At 54.6% G+C, this 21,027-nt stretch carries 20 protein-coding genes; 11 read left to right on the plus strand and 9 right to left on the minus strand.

Going from position 1 to position 21,027, the window contains the following annotated elements:
• Positions 1-309 precede the first annotated feature (309 nt).
• The 6 genes from EKK48_12460 (at position 310) to EKK48_12485 (ending at position 5,408) form a co-directional block, all read left to right on the plus strand.
• Positions 310-1,743 (plus strand): S1 RNA-binding domain-containing protein, encoded by a 1,434-nt coding sequence (locus tag EKK48_12460; protein RTL41727.1) that lies wholly within the window; start codon positions 310-312, stop codon positions 1,741-1,743.
• A gap of 287 nt (positions 1,744-2,030) precedes the next feature.
• Complete coding sequence (locus EKK48_12465; protein ID RTL41728.1) at positions 2,031-2,486, plus strand: hypothetical protein; 456 nt, start codon at positions 2,031-2,033, stop codon at positions 2,484-2,486.
• A gap of 125 nt (positions 2,487-2,611) precedes the next feature.
• Entirely contained in the window at positions 2,612-3,238 is a 627-nt protein-coding gene (locus EKK48_12470) for a Fic family protein (GenBank protein RTL41729.1), read from the plus strand.
• Between the two features lie 151 nt (positions 3,239-3,389).
• A complete protein-coding gene (locus tag EKK48_12475; protein RTL41730.1) occupies positions 3,390-4,172 on the plus strand; it encodes a hypothetical protein in 783 nt (260 codons plus the stop codon).
• 97 nt (positions 4,173-4,269) lie between these two features.
• Positions 4,270-4,827 carry a hypothetical protein gene (locus EKK48_12480; GenBank protein RTL41731.1) on the plus strand — a complete coding sequence of 186 codons (558 nt, stop codon included), beginning with the start codon at positions 4,270-4,272 and terminating at the stop codon, positions 4,825-4,827.
• A gap of 80 nt (positions 4,828-4,907) precedes the next feature.
• A complete protein-coding gene (locus tag EKK48_12485) occupies positions 4,908-5,408 on the plus strand; it encodes an isochorismatase family protein (GenBank protein RTL41732.1) in 501 nt (166 codons plus the stop codon).
• Between the two features lie 228 nt (positions 5,409-5,636).
• Here EKK48_12485 and EKK48_12490 read toward each other — a convergent pair whose 3' ends face one another.
• The 4 genes from EKK48_12490 to EKK48_12505 form a co-directional block, all read right to left on the minus strand.
• Positions 5,637-6,434, minus strand: coding sequence for a patatin-like phospholipase family protein (locus EKK48_12490; GenBank protein ID RTL41733.1), 798 nt, complete (start codon positions 6,432-6,434; stop codon positions 5,637-5,639).
• A gap of 151 nt (positions 6,435-6,585) precedes the next feature.
• On the minus strand, positions 6,586-6,795 hold the full coding sequence (locus EKK48_12495) for a hypothetical protein (GenBank protein ID RTL41734.1): 210 nt from the start codon (positions 6,793-6,795) through the stop codon (positions 6,586-6,588).
• A gap of 98 nt (positions 6,796-6,893) precedes the next feature.
• A complete protein-coding gene (locus EKK48_12500; protein ID RTL41735.1) occupies positions 6,894-7,211 on the minus strand; it encodes a hypothetical protein in 318 nt (105 codons plus the stop codon).
• A 46-nt stretch (positions 7,212-7,257) separates the two neighbouring features.
• Positions 7,258-7,482, minus strand: a complete 225-nt coding sequence (locus tag EKK48_12505; GenBank protein RTL41736.1) for a hypothetical protein — start codon at positions 7,480-7,482, stop codon at positions 7,258-7,260.
• Between the two features lie 791 nt (positions 7,483-8,273).
• Here EKK48_12505 and EKK48_12510 point away from each other — a divergent pair.
• Genes EKK48_12510 through EKK48_12520 form a run of 3 tightly spaced genes read left to right on the plus strand, consistent with a single transcriptional unit; the run spans position 8,274 to position 10,380 of the window.
• Positions 8,274-8,867, plus strand: a complete 594-nt coding sequence (locus EKK48_12510) for a 30S ribosomal protein S4 (GenBank protein RTL41737.1) — start codon at positions 8,274-8,276, stop codon at positions 8,865-8,867.
• Positions 8,848-9,549: a PIG-L family deacetylase gene (locus tag EKK48_12515; GenBank protein RTL41738.1), complete on the plus strand. Its 702-nt coding sequence runs from the start codon at positions 8,848-8,850 to the stop codon at positions 9,547-9,549. Before EKK48_12510 ends, EKK48_12515 begins: the two co-directional genes overlap by 20 nt.
• A gap of 48 nt (positions 9,550-9,597) precedes the next feature.
• On the plus strand, positions 9,598-10,380 hold the full coding sequence (locus tag EKK48_12520) for a hypothetical protein (GenBank protein ID RTL41739.1): 783 nt from the start codon (positions 9,598-9,600) through the stop codon (positions 10,378-10,380).
• Positions 10,381-10,383: 3 nt separating this feature from the next.
• On the opposite strand, the gene EKK48_12525 is transcribed toward EKK48_12520, so the two are convergent.
• The gene (locus EKK48_12525; protein RTL41740.1) at positions 10,384-12,570 is read right to left on the minus strand and encodes a serine/threonine protein kinase; all 2,187 of its coding nucleotides are present in this window, start codon (positions 12,568-12,570) and stop codon (positions 10,384-10,386) included.
• A gap of 250 nt (positions 12,571-12,820) precedes the next feature.
• Between EKK48_12525 and EKK48_12530 the strand changes: the two genes are divergently transcribed.
• Complete coding sequence (locus tag EKK48_12530; GenBank protein ID RTL41741.1) at positions 12,821-14,221, plus strand: tetratricopeptide repeat protein; 1,401 nt, start codon at positions 12,821-12,823, stop codon at positions 14,219-14,221.
• The gene (locus EKK48_12535; protein RTL41742.1) at positions 14,221-14,763 is read left to right on the plus strand and encodes a hypothetical protein; all 543 of its coding nucleotides are present in this window, start codon (positions 14,221-14,223) and stop codon (positions 14,761-14,763) included. The genes EKK48_12530 and EKK48_12535 overlap by 1 nt, the downstream gene beginning before the upstream one ends.
• 98 nt (positions 14,764-14,861) lie before the next feature.
• Here the strand turns inward: EKK48_12535 and EKK48_12540 are convergent, their stop codons facing one another.
• The 4 genes from EKK48_12540 to EKK48_12555 all read right to left on the minus strand — a co-directional run bounded on the left by EKK48_12540 (position 14,862) and on the right by EKK48_12555 (position 20,602).
• The gene (locus EKK48_12540) at positions 14,862-17,081 is read right to left on the minus strand and encodes a hypothetical protein (GenBank protein ID RTL41743.1); all 2,220 of its coding nucleotides are present in this window, start codon (positions 17,079-17,081) and stop codon (positions 14,862-14,864) included.
• Positions 17,082-17,139: 58 nt separating this feature from the next.
• The gene (locus EKK48_12545; GenBank protein ID RTL41744.1) at positions 17,140-17,475 is read right to left on the minus strand and encodes a hypothetical protein; all 336 of its coding nucleotides are present in this window, start codon (positions 17,473-17,475) and stop codon (positions 17,140-17,142) included.
• Between the two features lie 203 nt (positions 17,476-17,678).
• Entirely contained in the window at positions 17,679-19,661 is a 1,983-nt protein-coding gene (locus EKK48_12550) for a serine/threonine protein kinase (protein RTL41745.1), read from the minus strand.
• Between the two features lie 164 nt (positions 19,662-19,825).
• The gene (locus EKK48_12555; GenBank protein ID RTL41746.1) at positions 19,826-20,602 is read right to left on the minus strand and encodes a 3-hydroxybutyrate dehydrogenase; all 777 of its coding nucleotides are present in this window, start codon (positions 20,600-20,602) and stop codon (positions 19,826-19,828) included.
• Between the last annotated feature and the right edge of the window lie 425 nt (positions 20,603-21,027).

Consider the following 21,027-nt stretch of genomic DNA (forward strand, 5'->3'; position numbering starts at 1 on the left):
GGCTCGACATCGCCCTCTACAACGAGGGTCTCGACCACCTCGCCGACATCGTCGCCGAAGGTCGCCTCCACTAGGCACCGTCTGCACAAGGCGAGCACGAGTCTCTGCGTAAGCAGAGCCTCATCCCCTATCCGCACCATCCTGCGGTGGGGCCGGTGAAATTCCGGTGCTGGTCAGACCAGGTACGGGGTCTGACTGGGGAAATCCCTTCCCAAACGAGCCAGAGGTCGACATTCAGTCGGCTGAGACTGGCTCGCATTTATCAACCCACCTGCAAAAGCAGGTCTTTCCGAAAGGAGTGTCTTGTCTATGAACGAGTCCAAACCCGGGGCCACGGCCCCACCCGACGATAGCGCCTCGGCGCTGTCGAGTCTCACGTCCGCAGTCGAACCCAACAACAACAACAACAACAACCCCGAAACCAGCAACATCAACCCGAAAGGAACCATGAACATGACCACCACCACCAACACCACCCCCGCCGCCACCACGCTCGTCGAGGGCGCCACCGTCACCGGTGTCGTCGAGAGCAAGAACCAGCACGGCGCCAGCGTCAACATCGACGGCACCTCGGCCTTCCTGCCGGTCGGTCTGCTCGGCGACACCTCGCTCAGCGACCTCGCCAAGGGCACCGAGATCGCGGTCAACGTCGTCGACACGAGCGGTGCCAAGCCGCGCGTCGCCATCGCCGACACCGCCCCCGCCGCCACGACCGAGGTCACCGAGGTCACCGAGGTCAACGCCGAGGTCGTCACCGAGACCGCGCAGGCGGAGACCGAGGTCGAGACCGGTGCCGACGACCTGCAGGACTCGATCGCCAGCCTCGCCGCGAAGTGGGGCGCCAGCGTCAAGTTCGAGAGCGGCAGCCGCAAGCCCAGCTCCAAGCCGGGCAAGCCCAAGGCGGCGCGTGTCGTCGAGGCGCCGGTCGCCAAGGTCGTCACCGAGACCGCTCCCGCGGTCGAGGAGAAGACGGTCGCGGTGGTCGAGCCCGAGACGGCGCCCGTCGTCGAGGTCAGCGAGCCGGTCTCCGAGAAGGCGGCCTTCTTCGGCACCGTCAAGGTCGGCGACGAGCTGACCGCGACCGTGAAGTTCAAGAAGGACTTCGGCGTCCACCTGGTCGTGGGCAAGCTGGGCTTCGGCCTGCTCCACGTCAGCGAGATGCCCGGCACCACCATGGAGGACCGCAAGGCCTTCCTGACCGGTCTGAAGTACAAGCAGGAGCTCAAGGTGCGCGTCATCAAGGTCGACGCCGCCGCGAACCGCCTGGGCTTCAGCATGGTCGCCGACGAGAAGGCCGAGTTCTTCGCGAGCCTGAAGGTCGGCACCGTGGTCGAGGGCACCGTCAGCGGCACCAAGGAGATCGGTGCCTTCATCAACCTCGGCAAGACGGTCGGCTTCCTGCACGTCAGCGAGGTCGACGGCAAGTCCCGCGAGGTGCGTGACGCGAAGCTGGCGGGCTTCAAGCGCGGCGACAAGCTGGAGCTGGTCGTCGTCGACGTGAACCGCGACAAGCAGGAGGTGCGGCTCAGCCAGCGCCGCCTGTCGCTGGCCACCCTCACCCCCGGCGCGTCGGTGACCGGCACCTTCTCGAGCGTGCGCGGCAACACCATCGTCGTGGACCTCGAGGTGGGCGGCCGCGGACTGCTGGCCAAGAAGGGCAGCAAGCGCTACGAGTACGGCGAGACCATCGTCGCCTCGGTCAAGTCGGTCAACGTCGCCCAGGGCACGGTCGAGCTGGTCTGACCAACCAGCGATAGTCGGGGCGATGAGGGCGCAAGCTCTCGTCGCTTCGGCTAGCGTCCGCGTCAAGAGATACGGCTGACGCCGTGAACACAGTGGTGCGGGCGGCGTCCTGGTCAGCTTGTGCAAGCAAGCGCCAGGCACGTCGCCTGCATCACTCCCTGTTCAAATTTGTTGCTATCACCTGCGGTGGCAGCAAATTTGAGCTGGGTGCAAAAACCACTGGCGTGTGCCAGGGGTTCTTTTTTCAAAACCGGAGCGCAAGCTCCCAAAAACAAAAAGGAGTCTTTATGAACACGACAAACTTGGAATTCAACCAGGGCAAACTCGCCCTCATCCAGTCCATCGCAAAGCAGTGCGCCGAGCCCGACGCGGAAAGCCGCATCTCCAACGAGTGGGCCGTCTTCGTCACCCTGCGCGACTGCTGCTCGGGCTTCACCGCCGACGAGCTGGTGGTTCTGCACCACATCGCCGAGGAGTGCCAGCGGCGCAACGCCGGTGCCCTGAAGGTGTACGAGTGCGCTGTCGAATTCGCGCGCCTCTACAGCGGCGAAGCCTTCGGCATGGAGCTCGTGGAAGTGATCGGCAACGCCATCAACAACTGCGTGCCGCTCAACCCTGACACCGCCCGCCCCGCAGGCATCATCCCCGGCTACCTCGGTGGTGCCATCGTGGACGCGCGCCGCCACCGCCAGACGACCGACGACGACCGCCCCGGCTTCTTCGGTCCGTTCAGCCTCAACTAGGCGCAAGCGCAGCACAAGAACCCGCAGTCGCTCTCACTTCCGAGGGCACTGCGGGTTCGGGCGTGAGGTTCACACCTCTGCCTTGTGGGTTCTCAAAACAAACAAAAACAAGAAGAGAGGAAACAATGCAGAAGCGCGAATTCTTCAACAACGGCCAGCTCACCCTGCTCGCCACCGCCGCAGTCGTCTGCGCCGAGCCCTACGACGGCGAGACGACGCTGTCTGATGAGATGGCGGTCTACGACATGATCGCCAATTACACCTCCGGGTGGACTGCCGAGCAGCTCGCCGTGCTCAAGTTCTGCGCCGAGGAGTGCGAGCGGCAGCGCAGTGGTGCCATCTCGGTGTACTGCATGGTCAACGCGTGGAACCACGCCATCGACTGTCAGCACGCCGGCGCGCGCCTCAACGACGAGATGGTTCTCAAGCTCGCCGAGATGGTGGAGCCGAACCTCAAGGCCGGCTGGCGCACCACCACCGTCACCATCGGCGGTATCGTCGCGGGCTCGCAGCCCGAGTACATCACGCGCGACATGACCGAGCTCGGGCTGATGCTGGATGCTCACGCTTCCGGCCAGAACCCCGAGCACTTCGGTCAGCCGCTGACGGCGCAGTGGCTCTACGAGCGCTTCGAAGACATCCACCCCCGGGAGGATGGCAACGGGCGCACCGGCAAGATCATCTTCAACTGGCTCACGGGCACGCTGGACGCCCCGCAGCTTCCCACGGAGCCCGACCGGTTCAGCAACTAGTACCAGTACCGAATGACGCGTGGGCGATCTGTAGTGCGATGGTGACATCGTTCTGCATATCGCCCCGGCGTTTCGCGGCGTTTCGACGCCAGTCCTTAACCCCGGCCCGCACTACTTCAAAGCGAGCCCTTTCCACATAAAGAGGTGGAATATGCTTTCTTCATCCCCAACCCAAACTGAAGGGATCCCAGTCGTTCTAGGCGGTGGCGGCATGAGGGGCGTTTCGCTTCTCGGCTTCCTCGACTTCCTGGAAGAAGAGTCGGTCATCTGCAGCGACTACACCGGTGTCAGCATCGGCAGCATCGTTGCGACGTTCTACACGAACGGCTACACGACCGCACAGATTCGGCAGGTCTTCCTCGAGGAGCTCTGCAAGCCGAGTCTGTCGCTCATGTGGCGGTCGCTCATCCCTCCGGTGTTCAACCCGCTGCGCATGTTCTGCGGCGGCTTCGTCAACCTCCTGCCCTTCATGACCTACCTGGTCGAGAAGTATCAGCTCGCGCATAAGCCCAACCTGCAGATCATCGCCTTCGACTTGCACACCCGCAAGCCGGTGATGATGAGCGACTTCCCTCTCGATGTCGCTCTTACGGCTTCGTGCGCAGTTCCCGGGCTGATGCGTCCCGTGCCGTTCGAGAAGGATGGGCAAAGCTACATGCTCGTCGACGGTGGGGCCTTCCATCCCCATCCCGGCAAGTTCTGTGCTACGCCCGCGATCATCGCCAAGCTGATCGACCTTCCCGGCATGCAGCTGCTCTTCCCCGACCGGCGCGAAGATTTCGTCGCCTCGGTCGGTGACCCGCTGTCGCGCTTCTTCACTCGTCTCAACGACAAGGACGTCGACAAGCTGCACCAGTACGGTTACCGCAAGGCGCAGGAAGCCCTGGCGGCGTTCATTCGCTGCGGCGAAATCCCCGTCGCCCAGGCAGTCTAGGTTCAGCGCAACCCGGCTGCCTGCGTTCACCACAGGCGGTGCCTCGAGTTTCGGCTCGAGACGCCGCCTGTACATCGCGCTGAAAGGAGCGCCAATTATGGCAAAAGACCCGATTGTTTTGTCGGGCAAGGTCTACGTTGGCGATTACCTTGCCCCTTACTACCCGGAGCGCAAGCTTCCGGCTCAACTGCAAGTCGGCGACATCAAGGTGGACAGCCACCTCGATGAGCGTGGACGAGCCAACCGCGAAGCGAAGACGGCAAAGGCGCGGAAACGCGGCTACTCCGGCTACTTCACCGGTTTGCTCTGGGACGGCACTGGCTGGCGACGGTTCTCCATTCGCGCCATCGTCGGTGCGGATGGTTGGTACACCAGCCAGAAGTGGAAGCGCGAAAAGATCTACGGTGTCTTCTGGAGTCTGGAAGGCATCGGCGGTCGCATCGCGGTTTTCGGTGACGGCACCTACGAACTGGCTCCGAAAGGAACGGTCATCGAGGCACCGCCGCCGGCACCACCCAGCACGCCCGAACCAGTCGTCGCAACGGTCGTCGAAGCAGTGCCCGAACCGGCAGTCATCCCGGTTGCAGAGCCTGCTTCCAAGAGCGACAAACGAGTCGATCCGGTCGCCAAGCCGGTGCAGCTCGAGCTGTTCTAACCAGCAATCGCTCGGCATTCGCTTCCGCGTCTGCCGAATTTCTCTATCTCCCAACCCGCTAAGCGGAAAGGAAGGCAGTGATGATTGACCTCACCGGTAAGGTTCTGGTTGTGGTGGACATGCAGCCCGGTTACGGGAAGAGCATGCTGCCCGGAGTGATCGAGTCGGTCGAGCTGCTCATCCGCGAAGCGCGGGAGGCAGACTCGCTGATCGTCTTCCTCGAGTTCTGCGACGAGCCGACGTTGCCGCGCCTGATGCGTTGGGTGCGCGCCTACGATCAATACGTCGTCGAGCAGAAGGATGGCTGCGATGGTTCCGACGAGGTTCTCGCCGCATGCGAGCGGGGACTCTACGACACCAGCGCCTTCGTCATCTGCGGCGTGGAGACTCATGCCTGTGTACGCGACACCGCCCGCGAACTCGCTGACAAGATGCCCGGCTCACAGGTCGAGGTGGTCAAGGAAGCGTGCGGTCAGGAGAGCGGCAACCACTGGCGGATGTTCCCGCGCGCTCGCAACCTGCACGTCGTCTCCATCGGAGAAGTCGAGCAGGAGACGGAGGGCGAACTCGAGACGGCGTGACGGTCGACCCCGGGGTCTGGATGTAACAATTCAGACCCCGGGCTGAGACCAGGGAAAGGTGATGAAGACGAGCTGCATAGCCCGTTTCCGCTGCTTTTTCCTTTGCTCAAGCCTACTAAGCTATATAGTGCCAAGGGTCAACCAGCCAAATACTCTCAACAACTATATGCATGAATAGATGCGACCAAAAATCAAACCCCTGAAGAGGGGTTTGATTTAAGTGAAGCGTCAGAGCGGAAGCGGAAACGGCCACTCCCGCGTTGCAGATTTGATTGCACCGAATTTGGTGCGGGCTTCGTCGACCTGCTTGTCGATTTCGCGCCGAGATGGCGGGAAGAGCACGTTCCACCCAGGCATGACGCCAATGTCGATGATGTCGTCGCCTTCGCTGTCGGGCCAACACCAGTCGCGTCCCGGAAATGTCATGCACTTCACGATCGCTGTCTTTCGCCCCTCCACTGTCGGATGGCAATGAGCAATGCCACCGTCGATGAGTAGATGGCGGGTGCCCTCCGCGTCGATCCAGAGAACCGGGGAAAAGACCAAAGGTACAGCCATCGTGGCGCTGAGTGCGATGTGCAGCGGCATGCCTGAATCCTTATCCGCGACGATGGGCTTGCGCGAGATCAAGTCGAACAGTCCAAACTGAGCATTGTTCCACTCGAGCCCTTTGCACCACTGTTCGATGTGCTTGGTCTGGTCCAACAAACCAAAGTAGGTTGAAAGCTTCTGCAACTCGCTCTCAGTGCCCTTCAGCAACTTGAACGGATTGATCAGCTTGGGCGCGATCGCATGGAGCGCACTACGCATACTGGGACGCCAAAGTTGATACATCGCGTTCTTCATCGCTTGTTCGGAAAAGCCATTGGCGATCAAAATTGCAATGAAGCCTCCGATCGACGTGCCCATCCAACAAGCGATATTCTTGTCGCGGTAATGCTCTGCCACTGGAATGTGACGACCAGCACCGCATCTACCGCCACCGCCGAAGCTGACAGCGGTAACTTCTGCTTGGTTCTTACTCACTTCGACCCCTCTTTGGGTCAGGCTCAAACAATCGAGCAGTTAACACTGGACGAAGCGATGACGCGCCTGCAAAAGCGCGTCATCACTCGTATTGGGGAAGCTGGTCGTTGAGCAAACGCGCGCTCTATCTCAAGCCTCTGCCCGAACTTGTTCAGTTGGGCCACTGCGAGATGGCGCGGGCGCGCGCACGGTGACCGTGATGTCCTGGCGTCACCGGCATGGGCTTGCATGCCGAGACACCTCCTTGCGCGTCGAGCACCATGCCCGGTCCGCAATGCTTGACACTGGCGTCGGCTATACCGCTTCCGGCACCAATGGCAATGGCGATCATGATCAATCCAGCGATGATTGAACGCTTCATTGGTATTCTCCTAATGGTCTGGTCAGGCGCTTTTCGCCTGAATCATTGTGCTGCAGCCGACGATCACATCGGAAAATTTAGCAATCAGATCGGGTAAATCATTCGCCGTAGAGTTCCCCGGTCGCATCGATCGACTTCGAGGGACGGAGGCTGGTCATCAGAGCTTCGAACTCGCTGTCGATCTGACTCTTCGACATCGTGGAAACAGGCAGAACAACATTCGCCCGAGCGCGCGCACGCGACTCAAACATGCTGTCAACGGTGCCGATGCGAGCACGCACTGCATCACTGCGCAGCCGCAAATTCGTCTGAACTTCCGGCGCCACACCTTGACCAACGGCGAAGAGTTCGAAATCAATGTCTTCTTGTTGAGAGACGAGATCTGCTCTCATTTGCACCAAATCTTGATCTTGCATGAAACTCACCTTTCACTTAAAAAGTTGGGTTGTCACCCGTGCGGTCCTATGTATGCTCGCGGACCAGCGCAGACAGTTCAGCGAGAAAGGCGTCCCGCAGTGGATACAAAGACCCGTCGTCGCGCAACGCTTGGCTGGTGCCGTCGTCTGCGACTCGCATGGCGTTGATGGCATTGCGGTATCGCTGGATAGCTGCAGAGTGGGCCTCGCTACGTGCGCCACCAGGTGCGCTAGCGACGTCGGTTACTGCGAAATTGATGTTGGCAGACATTGTTTCCCTTTCAAACATTAGAAGCTGGTGCGCATGATGACCAAACGATGCTTGCCGAGCAACACGAGAGTTACAGACGGCGATGCAATGTTTTGATCAATGCTGAATGGCTGGTTGAGACGACTCAAAAAAAAATGCGGATGAAACAGATACTTAACTATGCCAGCCACGCCTTATCAAGAGCAATGACAGAAGCCAGTCCATTCACCGAATTGGTCAAATCAAACACATTGTCAAGTAGCGAAGTCGGAATAGCGCGCCGGCGGCACTGAGACGGGAGCGATCCGCCCAACGGCATCTAACCCACTAGCTGAAGGAACTGTTCTTTGCAATGACAAGCGCGCCATACACAACTGAAGGGCGCAGCTAGCCGATTCCGGCAGTTGTCGAGTCATCGCTTATTTCATTAGCAACGAGCTGCTGAGCGGATTGATGATGAAATTATAAATTCGACGTTGGTCAATGCCGCCCCGTGCCAAAGATTAAGAGAACAGCCATAACGTCCGAAAACCCTGACTCCACGCTACTTTTCGAAACATTTCGACGGTAATTATTGATTTACTCATTCTCAATAAGCAAATCCAGGAGAACCCGTCAGGTGCTCGATTAAGAAACTTAACAGGGCAATTTCAGCCCACCTGTAATGATTTCGATAAAGTTGAGCCTGTTTTGCGCTGCGAAGCGTTCTCAACAAGGAAGATGGTGTAGTATTCTAGGCAGTTCAATCGCAGCAGGTGTGGACCGCCCGGTCCGGCACACTGCTTTACAGTCCACTGGAGGGAGTTAGAAACATGCGTTATTTGGGCTCGAAGTGCAAAAGATGCCGAGCTGTAGGTCAGAGCGTTTGCGGTCGAGTCAAATGCGCCATCCTGCGCAAGCCCTCTCCTCCCGGTCAGCACGGCGCCGCTCGCAAGAAGAAAAGCGATTTTGCTTTGCAACTTGCTGAGAAGCAAAAAATTCGTTGGACTTATGATGTATCTGAACGCCAGTTCTACAGCGTGTACGAAGAAGCTTCGCGCGCCAAAGGCGTCACCGGTACAATCATGTTGCAAATTTTGGAATCACGTCTCGACAACATCGTATTCCGTTCAAACCTGGCTGGCAGCCGCGCTCATGCCCGTCAATTGATCAGCCATGGTCATGTCCTCTTGAATGGCAATCGCGTCACAGTGCCTTCCATCCGCACCAAGCTGGGTGACAAGATAACAATTCGCGACAAGAGCAAGTCTCAATTGAAGGACGCTCACAAAGCTGCAGTTATCGTTCCAGAATGGATCGCTGCTGAAGAAAAGAGCATGGAAGCTTCCATCACAATGATTCCAACTCGCGAACAGCTCGATCAATCATTCAACGAACATCTCGTGATTGAGTACTACTCACGCTAACGAACAGATGCAGGAGTGGTCACCATCCTCTCTGGATGGTCAGAAAGCTCTTGTCGTGTTTGCGCATCCTGACGACTCCGATTTCTATGTCGGAGGCACGATTGCGCGCTTGACAGCGGCGGGCGTCAATGTCCACTACTTGTGCGCGAGCTACGGAGAGAAAGGCGATGCGCAGGGGTTCACGCCCGATCAGATTGCGCGCATCAGATTGGAAGAGCAACTGACTGCTGCCGAGATTCTGGGCGTATCTCGAGAAAACGTTGAATTTCTGGGGTTGCCGGATGGCGGCATTGTCTGCAATCGCGAACTTATTGATGCCATCGTCAAGGTAATTCGCCGAATCAAACCAGAAATCGTTATCGCTCTCGACATAAACACCCTGGACCCAGCCTGGGGAGTCAACCACGCTGACCATCGTGCGATAGGACAGGCAACCATCGACGCCGTTTACCCATACGCTCGGAACAAGAATGAATTGCCGGACCTGCCACCACATGAAGTGCGGACCCTGCTCGTTCTCAACTATCGCGACCCTAACTGTTTCGTCGAGATCTCAGGCACGGCCTGGCAGTCGAAAAAGGCAGCGCTGTCAGCACACAAAAGCCAATGGGGCGATGCCGAACACGTAATTGAAAAAGCAAATCAAAGATCGCGGGAAAGCTTTACGCGCATCGACTGGTAGGGTAAACCCTATTTCCGGAATATCACACCATTGGTTAGCATACTTCTTATGGGTGAAAAAATACGCCGTCTACCTCTGCTTTCAAACCAGCGCGCACGTATGTCGGCGTGCATACAGCTGTCGGTAATGTTTCATGCCTGGGTATTTTCAGGTTTCAGTGCAAACGCTCAAGCACAGGCGATACGCAGCGAGAAGGCTCAGCTGATGCAAGCCCTGGCCTACGCAAGACGTGCAGGAATAGATATTTCAACATACCAGAAAACGTTGAAAGAGCCTCCATTTGAAGCAGGATTCGAAAATCGTCCGGAGCTAGCCAGGGCGGCCCACAGCCTTCTCGAACAGATGCTGGATCAAGTCAGTCGCCAACTTTCAAATGGTGATCCTGACGTCGTAGCTGCCAATCGCGACGGTATCTTGATTGTAGACAGCGGCGACAGCAAGGTGGCAAGCCATTCTCTTCTTGTCAGACGAGATGGATCAGTGCAATACACTATCGACAACAACGTACCTGGTCTGAGAGCGTCAGGCCAACAGTATCGTTTCGGAGGCAAGACCGGTTCAATAAAGATTTCCACGGCACAGGCGGCACGCCTTTTCGAACTGACTGGCGACGGCGGCAAACTGTATAGGATTGCCGCTACAGCCCTGCTTCCCGATCGTGATGACGGAAATTTTCTGATACCACAGATGGTTTACGTCGACTATAACGATAACACCTCTCCTAATCTGCTTTGCGCCAGCAATGAGCACGGTAAGGAGCTGGCTGAGTGCTGCAAATCCATCCAGGCGTCCACCCAAATAAACAAACTTGCGCAAATCAAGAACCTCTAACGCTCAGACATCAGGGTCTCCGACAACCCTGTTCCTGACAAACTCCAGGCGCGGTGAGCGAAATTCCGGTATTCCTTCAAGCTCTTGAGAGAGCTTATTGTCCACCCAAAGTTTCTTTATCGACCGATTAGCTAGAATCCTTCGAACATCTTTAGCAGAAAGCGAACCGCAATCGATTGTCACTGTCTCAAGCTGATTACTTGCAGCAATCCAATCAATCAGTGCCGGCGGCGGTTTGAAATCATCCTTCCGCAGCCTCAAAGTTTTTAATCGCGGCAGTCGTCGCAGCCCCCTCAATACCTCTGGCGTGATAACGCAATCGACTGTCAGGACCTCGAGCTTTTTGAAACTTTCCGGCTTAGCCCACAAAAACTTCGGATTGTAGTCTTGAAATTCCATAATCACCAGTGAAGGTAAGCAGGACAGTGAAGGTAAGCGCTGTGAAACAAATTTATTCTGCTTCAGTTTTATGCACTCCAGCCCTTCCAACTGTTCCACGGCATTCAACATACCGTCGGTAACCTTTACCTTTTCAAAGCTTACCGATTTCAATTGCTTCCATTGGTTCAACTTGAGAAGACATTGCTCGAACCCTGTCAGCAACTCTTCCGGCTTCAATTTGACTTCAGGCAATTGCTTGCGATTCTCCGCCGCTTCAGCGTCGCGGACTGGTTTCCTTTCTTCTACTGAAAGAGTAAATTTACTGAGCCTGTCGGTATCCTCTATGATCTTGTCCAGCTCGAGCGCGTCGCCCAATACGGTGAAACTTGAAAACAAGTTTGGGTCGATTCGATTGATGATTTCCGGATGGGCAATTGTCAAATTATCGTAGGTTTGAGCGACGATAAAACCAAGCCTGGCGTCGGCTGGAACATCGACGTAATCCTTCGCATACAACACATCGCCAATGCGCTCATAGTGCGAGTTCATCGGAACAATACGCCCTATCTCTTGTGCCGGACATTTGATTCTTAGCAAACGCTTGCCGTCACGTCCTAACGTCGACGTCGTCAGTGGTACAACAGGCGGAATCGAATCAACAGAAAACGGTATCTGATTGCCTTGCCCAACTGTCGGCGCAACCTCCTCTTTTTTCTGAACAGGCTCTACCACTTCGTGAACCCGGTTCTGCTCTGGTGATACCAGCTGCCAGGCGAAATAGGTGGCAGCAGAACTGGCGGCCATGACACCAGCAACAAGAAATCCCAATTGCCCGACAGAGAGAGAGACATTAGCCGACTGTTTTTCCACACCACTGGAACTAGCGGCGCGTTTCCTTTGCTCGATCAACTGAGCGCCTGCACCGGGATTCAACTCGTCGATGATTTCTAGCGCATCCGAGTAACGCTGGGAGGGCTCTTTGGCAAGCATCGTGGACACCACGTGCTCCCACTGAGGTGAAAACTTCAAACCCAGACTTGCTTCAGACATCGGCACAATCGCGGTGCCTTTATGAAGCATCATCGTGCGCAGAGCATTGACGCCAACATGCGGTGGTGCGCCGGTAAGAGCCTCGTACGTAACGCACCCGAGCGAATAAATATCGGTACGCTGGTCAATAAGTCCACCTGCGCATTGCTCAGGGCTCATGTAGAGCGGGCTGCCGAAAATCTCACCGGTACGAGTCAACTCCTCCAACTGGCCTGCCTCTTCGTTGACGATTTTGGCGATACCAAAATCCAGAATTTTCACAGCCAGTTCCGGTGAAAACGAAATCATGATATTCCCCGGTTTCACATCACGATGAATAACCGAGTGCGCATGAGCGTAAGAAAGTGCATGGCAGACCCCTTCAAGAATAGGTTTATATTCTTCAGGCGTCAGCACAGTCTTGCGCTTGATCATATCTGCAAGCGTCTCTCCAGTGACAAGATCCATAACCAGGTATGGATCTCCAGACTCGAGGATGCCGAAGTCGTGCACTTTCACAAGGTTGGGGTGGCTAAGCGAGAATGCGGCTTTTGCCTCATTTTGGAAACGCTTGATTAGCACTGCATTTGGTGCACATTTCACATCAAGAACTTTAAGGGCAAATTGCTTTTCAAAAAATATGTTAGTCGCACGATAAACTGTGCCCATTCCGCCGGCACCAAGAACCGATTCGATACGGTATTTGCCGGCGACAATCTCGCCGGCAGATAGCCCACCGGAACCACTCGATGATATTGTCCGAAACTGCTCTTCTTCCATCAACTCGCCATCCTGATAGCTTTATGGACCATCGACAGCCGGCCTAAACGCTGACGAGCTACTACCGGACATGTAAGAAACGACACAGACGCCCGACAGACCGGGCTTCAGGGTTAAGAGCCAAGCGCCCGGGCTCCACATGTTGTACTATTGCCTATTGTCGTGGGCAAACCCTCGGCGCTTCGCCCAACAGTCTAGTCAATAGCAATCTGGGGCAGAAAAATACCAAGTACTTAGTGAAGGGTTAAAAATGAAACGTCTACTGCCAACCTTACTAATTTTGAGCGCGTTTTCCCTGCCCATGGCTGAGGCGCAATCATCGCAAGCCAACGATTACACAGAGCGCGCCACGACACTCGCTAAGCAAGGCGACTATGCCGGAGCGTTGAAGAACTACAACGCAGCCATCAAGGCCTCCCCAACAGAGTATGCAGGTTACCTGAACCGGGCCCAGTTCTATCGGGTTCTGAAAAAAACAGACCTGGCAATGGCCGACTTCAATCAGGCAGTAAGAATCAGCGGAAACGACCCACAGGTTATCTACGAGCGTGCCAAATTCAATCTCGACTTGAAGAAATATCCGCAGGCACTGGCTGACGTTAATCGCTCCATTCAATCAGACCCGAACGTTGCTGACCGTTACGCTACTCGCGCGGCAATCTATCAGGCCATGAAGCAATACAACAAAGCCATAGTTGACTGCAGCAAATTCCTGGCTACAAACCCTCGAGCCGGTCAAATCTACGATGCACGCGGCTCCGCGTTTTTAGGACTGAACCAGCTGGATAAAGCAATTGCAGATTATTCAGCCGCCATTGCCTGCAACAATAAAGATGCATTCGGTCTGGCTATGCGTGGAAGAATCTACGAGAAACAGAAAAAATACGATCTTGCACTGGCAGATTTAAATCGAGTCATTGTCCAGGTACCAGACGGTCCGAGCAAAGCAAAATACTATGAAGAGCGCCTCAAGCTGTACAAATCTCTCAATGAAAGCAACGAAGATTTGATCGCTTCAGACCTTGAAAGAATCGCCGCTCTCGAACCGAAAAACACAGAAGTACGCTATCGCTTCTCCAGCATGGCCTGGCGAAAACAGCCTCAAATGGCAATCAGATGCATGACAGAGGCAGTTGCGCTCGAGCCCACCAACGTGAAATTCCTTGCCCTGCTCGGCAAAGTACAGGCAGAAACAGGCAAAAACAAAGAAGCGCTCGAGAATTTAAACAAGGCACTTGCTGTTGACCCGAACAACTTCGAGAGTCTAACAGCTAGAGCCCAAGCCCTTCTTGGAGACTACAAATTTGCCGAAGCGCTGGCTGACTTAGATAAGGCAATCAGCTTGAATCCCAACGGAGTAGAGGTTTTCTACTTCAAAGGACAAGCCGAAGAAGGGCTGCGACACAGCAAAGCTGCAGTTGAAGCCTACGGCAAATTCGCGCACCTGAAAGCACAGGCGGCAAACCGCACTAATGAAGACGATCGCCGCATCGAGCAAGCAAAACGCAAAGTAGACCTTCTCACTGCCAACCTGAGCGAGGCAGAGAAAGCTGCTCTCAACGTCCCTGCTCCAATTTCGACACCACCTTCAACGGCCCCCGCCCCCAAACAAGAAAAAGAATCTCCCGGCGCCGCAGCGCCCGGCAAGTAGTGACGGCATCGTTCACCAACATTCATCTTCATACCGATGACGCGGCAGCCGTGCGCGCGGCACTTGACGCCGCCGAAATCACGCAGTCAAAAATGTTTGGTCGAGCGGGAACGCCCTGGGTAAGCGTCTATCCACGCGCCACCGAAGACGGTGCCCCCGATTTCGACCTGCTCAAGGCGTTTGCCTTTTCACTCTCCAGACATTTAGACACGATCGCGCTGGCAGTCATGGTTGAGAGAAGCGCAAATCTCAGATTCGCACTATACAAAAACGGAATCTTGCTCGATGAATACGCTCTTCATCCCGACTTCCCCGACTGTTCGCGGCCTCCAGTCGGAGGCAAAACGGAAGTGCTTCTGCCTTTAACGATAGAAGGAACAAGCAAGAAAGACCTCGACATTTTGCTCCATCCAGGCAAGAAAGATAAGGTGCAGCGTGATGCGGAGTCGATAGCCCAAGCCCTTGCCCATTTTCTAGCTTTGCCGAGAGCGCAGGTCAGCATGGGCTTCAATCATCTCAAAGAAGCGCAAGCAGGGCGCTGAAACCCGATGCAACCGACGTTCGGGATGCACAAACTTGCTTGACGGAATATGCCATGTCGGTGCGGTCAGCGCGCTTGATGCGCTGATGGCATGTAAGACTATACGCGAATCGTCCGCACAACGTAAACAGTGCGTTCGGCGCCGGCCAGAACGAGAACGGAGATGCTTTCTCCAGCCTTGCGTCCGGCAATTGATTGCACAAGCCAGCAGTTCGGACGGTAATCCTCCATCGGAATAAATACAGGCTCCGCTATCACACATCTGAAAAACCGCGCCACAGCCTGGGGATTGTCGTTGCTGACAAACTTCTGCTCGAACACCTTGTCTTTTATAAAGAGTCTGCCGTCAGGCACAGACTCGGCATAAAGCTCGACGCCAAGACGTTTTTCAAGATCCAGCAGTTGCTCAGTCTTTTTCACGTTGACCGGCTTATTGCTGACGTGTACGCGCTTCAATTGCAGAAACTGCTCGCCAGCTATGCCTTTACCCAAATGAACGGAGATCGTCTCAACCGGTTTGATCGCTTCGATGAAATATTGCGAGGAAGTAGCGGTGAGATAGCTGCTCTGTTTCAGCGCCGCCAAATAGAACAATGATACTTCTTGCAGCGAAGCACCGACGACGCTGAATAACTGCGACTGAGCGTGCGTTTCATTCAAGCAGGCGCCTACAGGTGTAAGCGCCTGGTGTATCGGCAAATTAAAAACCTGATTGAGATCGTCTGCATCGTTTATCGGAAGTGCGCTTCGCAGTTGAATCTCTGCTTCGGAGTGAGCTTTCTTGGAAAGAATAATGACGGTACCGTTGTGCTGAGCTCGAATCAGTGACACCGAGCGTGATATCGTCTGCGTCTCATCAAAAAGCACATAGGTGTCCGGAGTGGGCATGGCATTCATGACAGGGTCAGGCGCTCGCCCTTTGTAGTGAGCCGCCAGCATTTGATTCATCAAGTTCTGGCTAATTGGACTGTAGGGATCTACCACAACCGTTTTGCTGAGATGGAAATTGAAGACAGCCGTGGAAACAGACTTGTTGAGCGCATCGAAGTAGAATTTGCTGACCAGTGCAGTTTGATCGGTGCTGAGGAAATCCATGCTGTAACGTCCCTGGTACTCTCTGGAATCTCCCTTCGGGCGCGAGTTTGGATAAATCGGCAGAAGCAAAGTATCTTCCACAACTCTTTTGGGATCTGCGGCCGGCTCAATATATTTCTCGTAAGCCGATTTGAAGCCGTCCAACCCAATTGAACGCAGTTGCTTCTTGTCTGGAAACTTCTCCAGCCGACAGCGCTCAGGGTAGAGACCGGCCGCATGCAGCAGATCAGAGAGAGATTTTACACACTTGTCTAAATTGCCGTTGGCGACTCGCTTGAGCGGCATGTTTTCTTCCGCTTTGCGAAACTCGAGTGAATCGGCGAGGGGAATCAGTGCCGGCAAATCTTGCTCATTGATGATCGACTGGCTGAAATTGTATTCGCCATCGGACCGCTCCAGATAGTCGATAACGGAATAAGGAGTTTCGCTTCTGGCATAAATCTTCTGCAAAAAGGCCTTCTGCTCGGCATACATCGTCGACATCACGCTCAGCCGCATGCGGTCGAACTGGTCAAACAATTCATGGTCTCCGGGCAGACTGAACGGATACCAGTTGTTCTCAGACAGCACCATAGGCAGTGCCATCGATCCACCTGGAGCACTGGTCAAATCTTTTGAAATCTTCAAAAGCAACTTCAGTCCGAGAATGTCTTCAGAACCGCTTATTACTACTTGATTGGCATGAGGCACTATGGCAACAGGCATACCTTTTAAACGCAAATTTGCCACTTTGTCGGTGAGCAGAAGCTTAGCGGGGTTGTGATCCAACCCCGGTGGTGCCATGTAGACACCAGGTGCCACGAGTTCGAAGGGGTAGGAAGAGATTTCACTCAAGTTGGCAAATGCGATGCCCAGCGCTTCACTGAACTGCATATCCCACTTGTTGAGCAAATCCTGTCGAACAATAGATTCAGTCTGACCACGGTCATAAACCAAACCCAGTGCATAGTGTTCGGCAATCGGCACATATGGAACTTGCAAGGCCAGCTGGGTTTCCAGACCGTCGTCAAAACTCTCGTCCTCGAGAGCAGCTTCGACTTCTTCCGACTGACTGAAATCACCCGCAGAAAAGGCTTGCGCCTGAGCAGCCAGCTCATCTAAATCATCGAGATCGAGTGGATCGTCGCTTTCATCACGGTCATCATCACGGACAGTAACAGCCGCCACCGGACGCGGCAAAACCGGTCTGCGAGCCGCTCTCTCCAGCTGCAGCTCAAGATGCATTCGCTCGATTGCGAACCGGAACTTTAGAAATGGTGCTATTAGATCTGTGGCTATGTTTTTACGCTTCGTAGACGACTCGAGCACCACCGTGCACTTTAACCGTGCAGCCAACGCGAGCACGAATGGACGAGCCGCGATGAGCGATCACGTTTGAACCAGGCTCTGCATAAACATGTGAACCTTCATATGCGATCACTCTGGAACCTTCCTCGGCGATAACATGCGTGCCTGCCTTAGCAGAGACCAGCGAACCGGATTGCGCCGTAATCTTGGATTCCCCTTCCACCACCGCGTACATGCCTTCGGCAATGGCGGGCTGATTCTCAGGGTTGAAATCCATCAACGTGCCGTCAGCCACTCTGTTGAAAGATCCTTGTTTGAAAACAACTGGCATGAGGGCATCTCCACTGTCTATTTGATTGATCGCCACGGTTCAGACCTCTCTACTTTGCCGATATTCAAAGTCTGAACCATTTCAGTGACAATGTTATGACATGACTGTGGCAACAATGTGTCATCAGTGCAGGACTTATGTGAAAAAATTTCTTAGTTGACGAGACAACCCGGGTGCTCACTCAAACGTTGTATTTGCGCAGCCTAGGGACGCTCCCAACCGAGTTCTTCAAACGAGTGGTATAAATCGACCCTGCTGCGCTGACAATACAACAGAGCGATAATGGCCCTTTCTGTTGCCAACCTGTTGCGCTCGATCAAACTGAGACACTGCCTGGCCGCAATCAAAGTATCGCTGTCCAGCTTACCTACCGCCACAAGACGCTTGGCCAGGTTGGTTCTATCGGCTTCTTCAGAGCCCAGATCGTCGACGTCAGACTGTGAAACTATGCCGGCCCGCAAAATCAACTCCAGGATATCCTTGGGTACATCTGCAGCCTGTTGTTTCGACTCGGGGGCGGGCGTGGGCTCGGGTGTTGGCTCGGGAACCGGCACGACAACGGGTTTAGGGTGCTGCCGCCTGAACTCTTCCATCGCCTGCTCTTTAGTCAGCCGCTTCGTGCGCATCTCTTGCTGTAAGCGCAAAACTGTCTTCCAGACGCTGTTTTTGATCAATCCTGCTTCCACTAAAATGGCTTCCACAGGCGTCTCGATCCCCTTCAAATCAGCAGGAATGTCCCTGGTCAAGCCTTCCGTCACAATCAGCCCACCTTGCAAGTGAGCGCGATCTAGAGCGGCAGCCGCTTGAGTCAATGTCATGGAGCCGCTGCGCAAGAGCATCTGCACTTTCAGAGCGGCCTGATAAGTGCTGGCAGGCAAGTCGCCGACATCGACAAGGAAGTGAGTAGGAGCAGCCACTTCCGACTCGGCAGCAGGTGGTTTTTCGACATATTCATCCATGATTGCCTGCAGCTGATTCTGCAGCACATCAACATTGGCTTGCCGATCGTCAGGCTCCTTTTCGAGCGCCTTTAAAATGCAATTTTGCAAACTGACAGGGATATGCAGGTCTGGTCGCACGCCCATAAGCGGCAGAGGCGCTTCACAAATGTGCTTGCCTATCGTCTGCAGCGCATTGTCACCAGCCAGGGGCACAAAACCAGTCAGAGCCTGATACATCAAACAACCGAGGGCATAGATATCAGCCCTGGCATCAACCATTTCGCCTTTGCACTGCTCGGGACTCATGTAGTAGGGGCTGCCAATCAGCTGATCTTCTTGCGTCAGATCCTGATTAGTGATCTCTTTTTCGAGCATTTTGCTGACACCAAAATCTACTATCTTGATGAGCGTGCTCTCGCCATTTTTAACGAGCATCAGATTGCTCGGCTTCAGGTCACGATGAATAATGCGTTTCTGGTGAGCGTGCTTCAAACCGTTACAACACTGAATGAACAAATCGAGAAATGTGGGCAGATCCAACTGTCCAACTTCCTTGAGCTCATCATCCAGACCGTATCCGTCGATAAATTCCATGACGAGATAGGGAATGGTTGAATCGATGAATCCATAGCGGTAAACCGATATCAAGTTGGGATGGGCAAGACTCATCGCAGCCCGCGCTTCTTGCTCGAAGCGCTTCTTGCTGGTGGGCTCGCGCAGCAATCGCTTGTGCAAAACCTTGACGGCGACGAAACGATCAGTCTCGATGTCTCGCGCTTTGTAGACGATGCCCATGCCGCCCTCGCCCAGTTCAGCAATAATTTCATACTGATCGGCGAAAGTAGTACCGACAAGCTTGCTGGCAGACTCTTCCAACGCTTGCGGGTCAAATTCCTCATCGGCTAAAGCGGCATCACTGTGCGGATTTTGCACAGAAGCTTCAATCAAACTCTGAATGTATGAGACATCATAAGACTTATAGCTCCATGCCACTGTACGCTCAGCCCCTGTGCCGAACTGCAGAAGCCAGGCTGGAGCCGACTGGCTCTCGTCACAGGTGATACTGAGCACGAAGACAGTGTCACTCTGGGTCCATTGCAAGCCAAACGGCGTACCCGGTTTGTTGCGGGCCCGCTGCAGCGTGAAATCTATGTCCTCTCGGCTGGGAGGACGTGGCAATTTATTGGGCCGCGGAGTAGCACGAGCATTACTGTCTGGTTGTCGAAACGAATCCCGAAGCGGCATCTAACACCCACGCGGAGAATCCTACCTATGCAGCAAGCACCAGGACTCCTATTGGAATCATACCCAGCACTGACGCCCTCATTCATCTTTAAGAGAGGATTTTTGGCAATTTCAAAGCCGAAAGTCAAGAGGCGGGGTGTGCGCTGAAGCCCGACTGGTAAGCCTCAACGAGCGATCCAACCACCGTCGATAGGCAGGGCTATGCCGCTTATGTTGCAGGCCGATTCACTGCACAGGAAAACAGCCAGAGCGGCAATCTGGTCAGTCTCCACGAAACGCTTGCTGGGTTGCTTCTCCATGAGCAGCTTCATGGTTGCTTCATCGAGATTCAAGTTTGTATCGTTAGCCAGCGCTTCAATCTGCTTTTCAACGAGCGGCGTGCGCACCCAGCCCGGACAAATGGCATTGCAGGTGATATTCATCTCGGCTGTTTCCAGTGCCACAACTTTAGTTAGACCGACCATACCGTGTTTCGCTGCTACATAAGCAGATTTGTGTACTGAGGCGACAAGCCCGTGCACTGAGGCGATGTTGATAATACGCCCCCAGTTTCGCTTGCGCATTGAAGGAATAACCAGACGGGTTGTATGAAAAGACGATGTCAAATTGATGGCGAGAATTCTGTCCCACTGCTCGGCCGGAAATTCTTCAATTGGTGCAGTGTGTTGCACGCCGGCGTTGTTGACGAGGATGTCGACCGGACCCAGGCGCTCCTCGCAGTCTTTGATCAAATTTTCAATTTCGGCTGGCACTGCCATGTTGGACGAGTTATAAAGAACCTTGTTGTCATAAGCGGATAGCTCATTACAGAGCGTTTGAACGGTTGCTTCATCGGAAAACCCATTGAGCATAACGTTGCAGCCTTCCCGGGCGAAACCCGTGGCAATTGCCAAGCCTATACCGCTTGTGGAGCCCGTCACGATGGCGCATCTGTTTCGCATAAATCCTCCGCTGATAACCGCAAATTAGACTACCATCTTCGCAAAGGCGGCTCATGAACGACTCAAAGAAACCTGCGGCAAAAGGGCGACGCTTAAAACACTTTCTCGCCCAGTCACAGGCACCATATTTGATACCAATGCCGGACGACTGCAACACCAGAGTCAACCAAAACCCTCAGAAGAGGAAGAATTAGCGGCGCATAATTAAGACAGCGCTAATCTGTTCTTCTCAATCCTCATATTAGCAAAACCTGGCACATCGACCGCCTGATATGGTTTTCGGGACGATTGCATATACACTGCTACACCACTGTCTATGGTGCCGTCAGGACGGATATACAAGGCGCGTTTATCAGACATGCAAAGATCCGATTTTCGGTCAGGCATAGCAAGCCTCGCATATAAAGCCCTTCTACGATATCTGC

The organism is Candidatus Melainabacteria bacterium, from assembly GCA_003963305.1.
Classification (GTDB): domain Bacteria; phylum Cyanobacteriota; class Vampirovibrionia; order Obscuribacterales; family Obscuribacteraceae; genus PALSA-1081.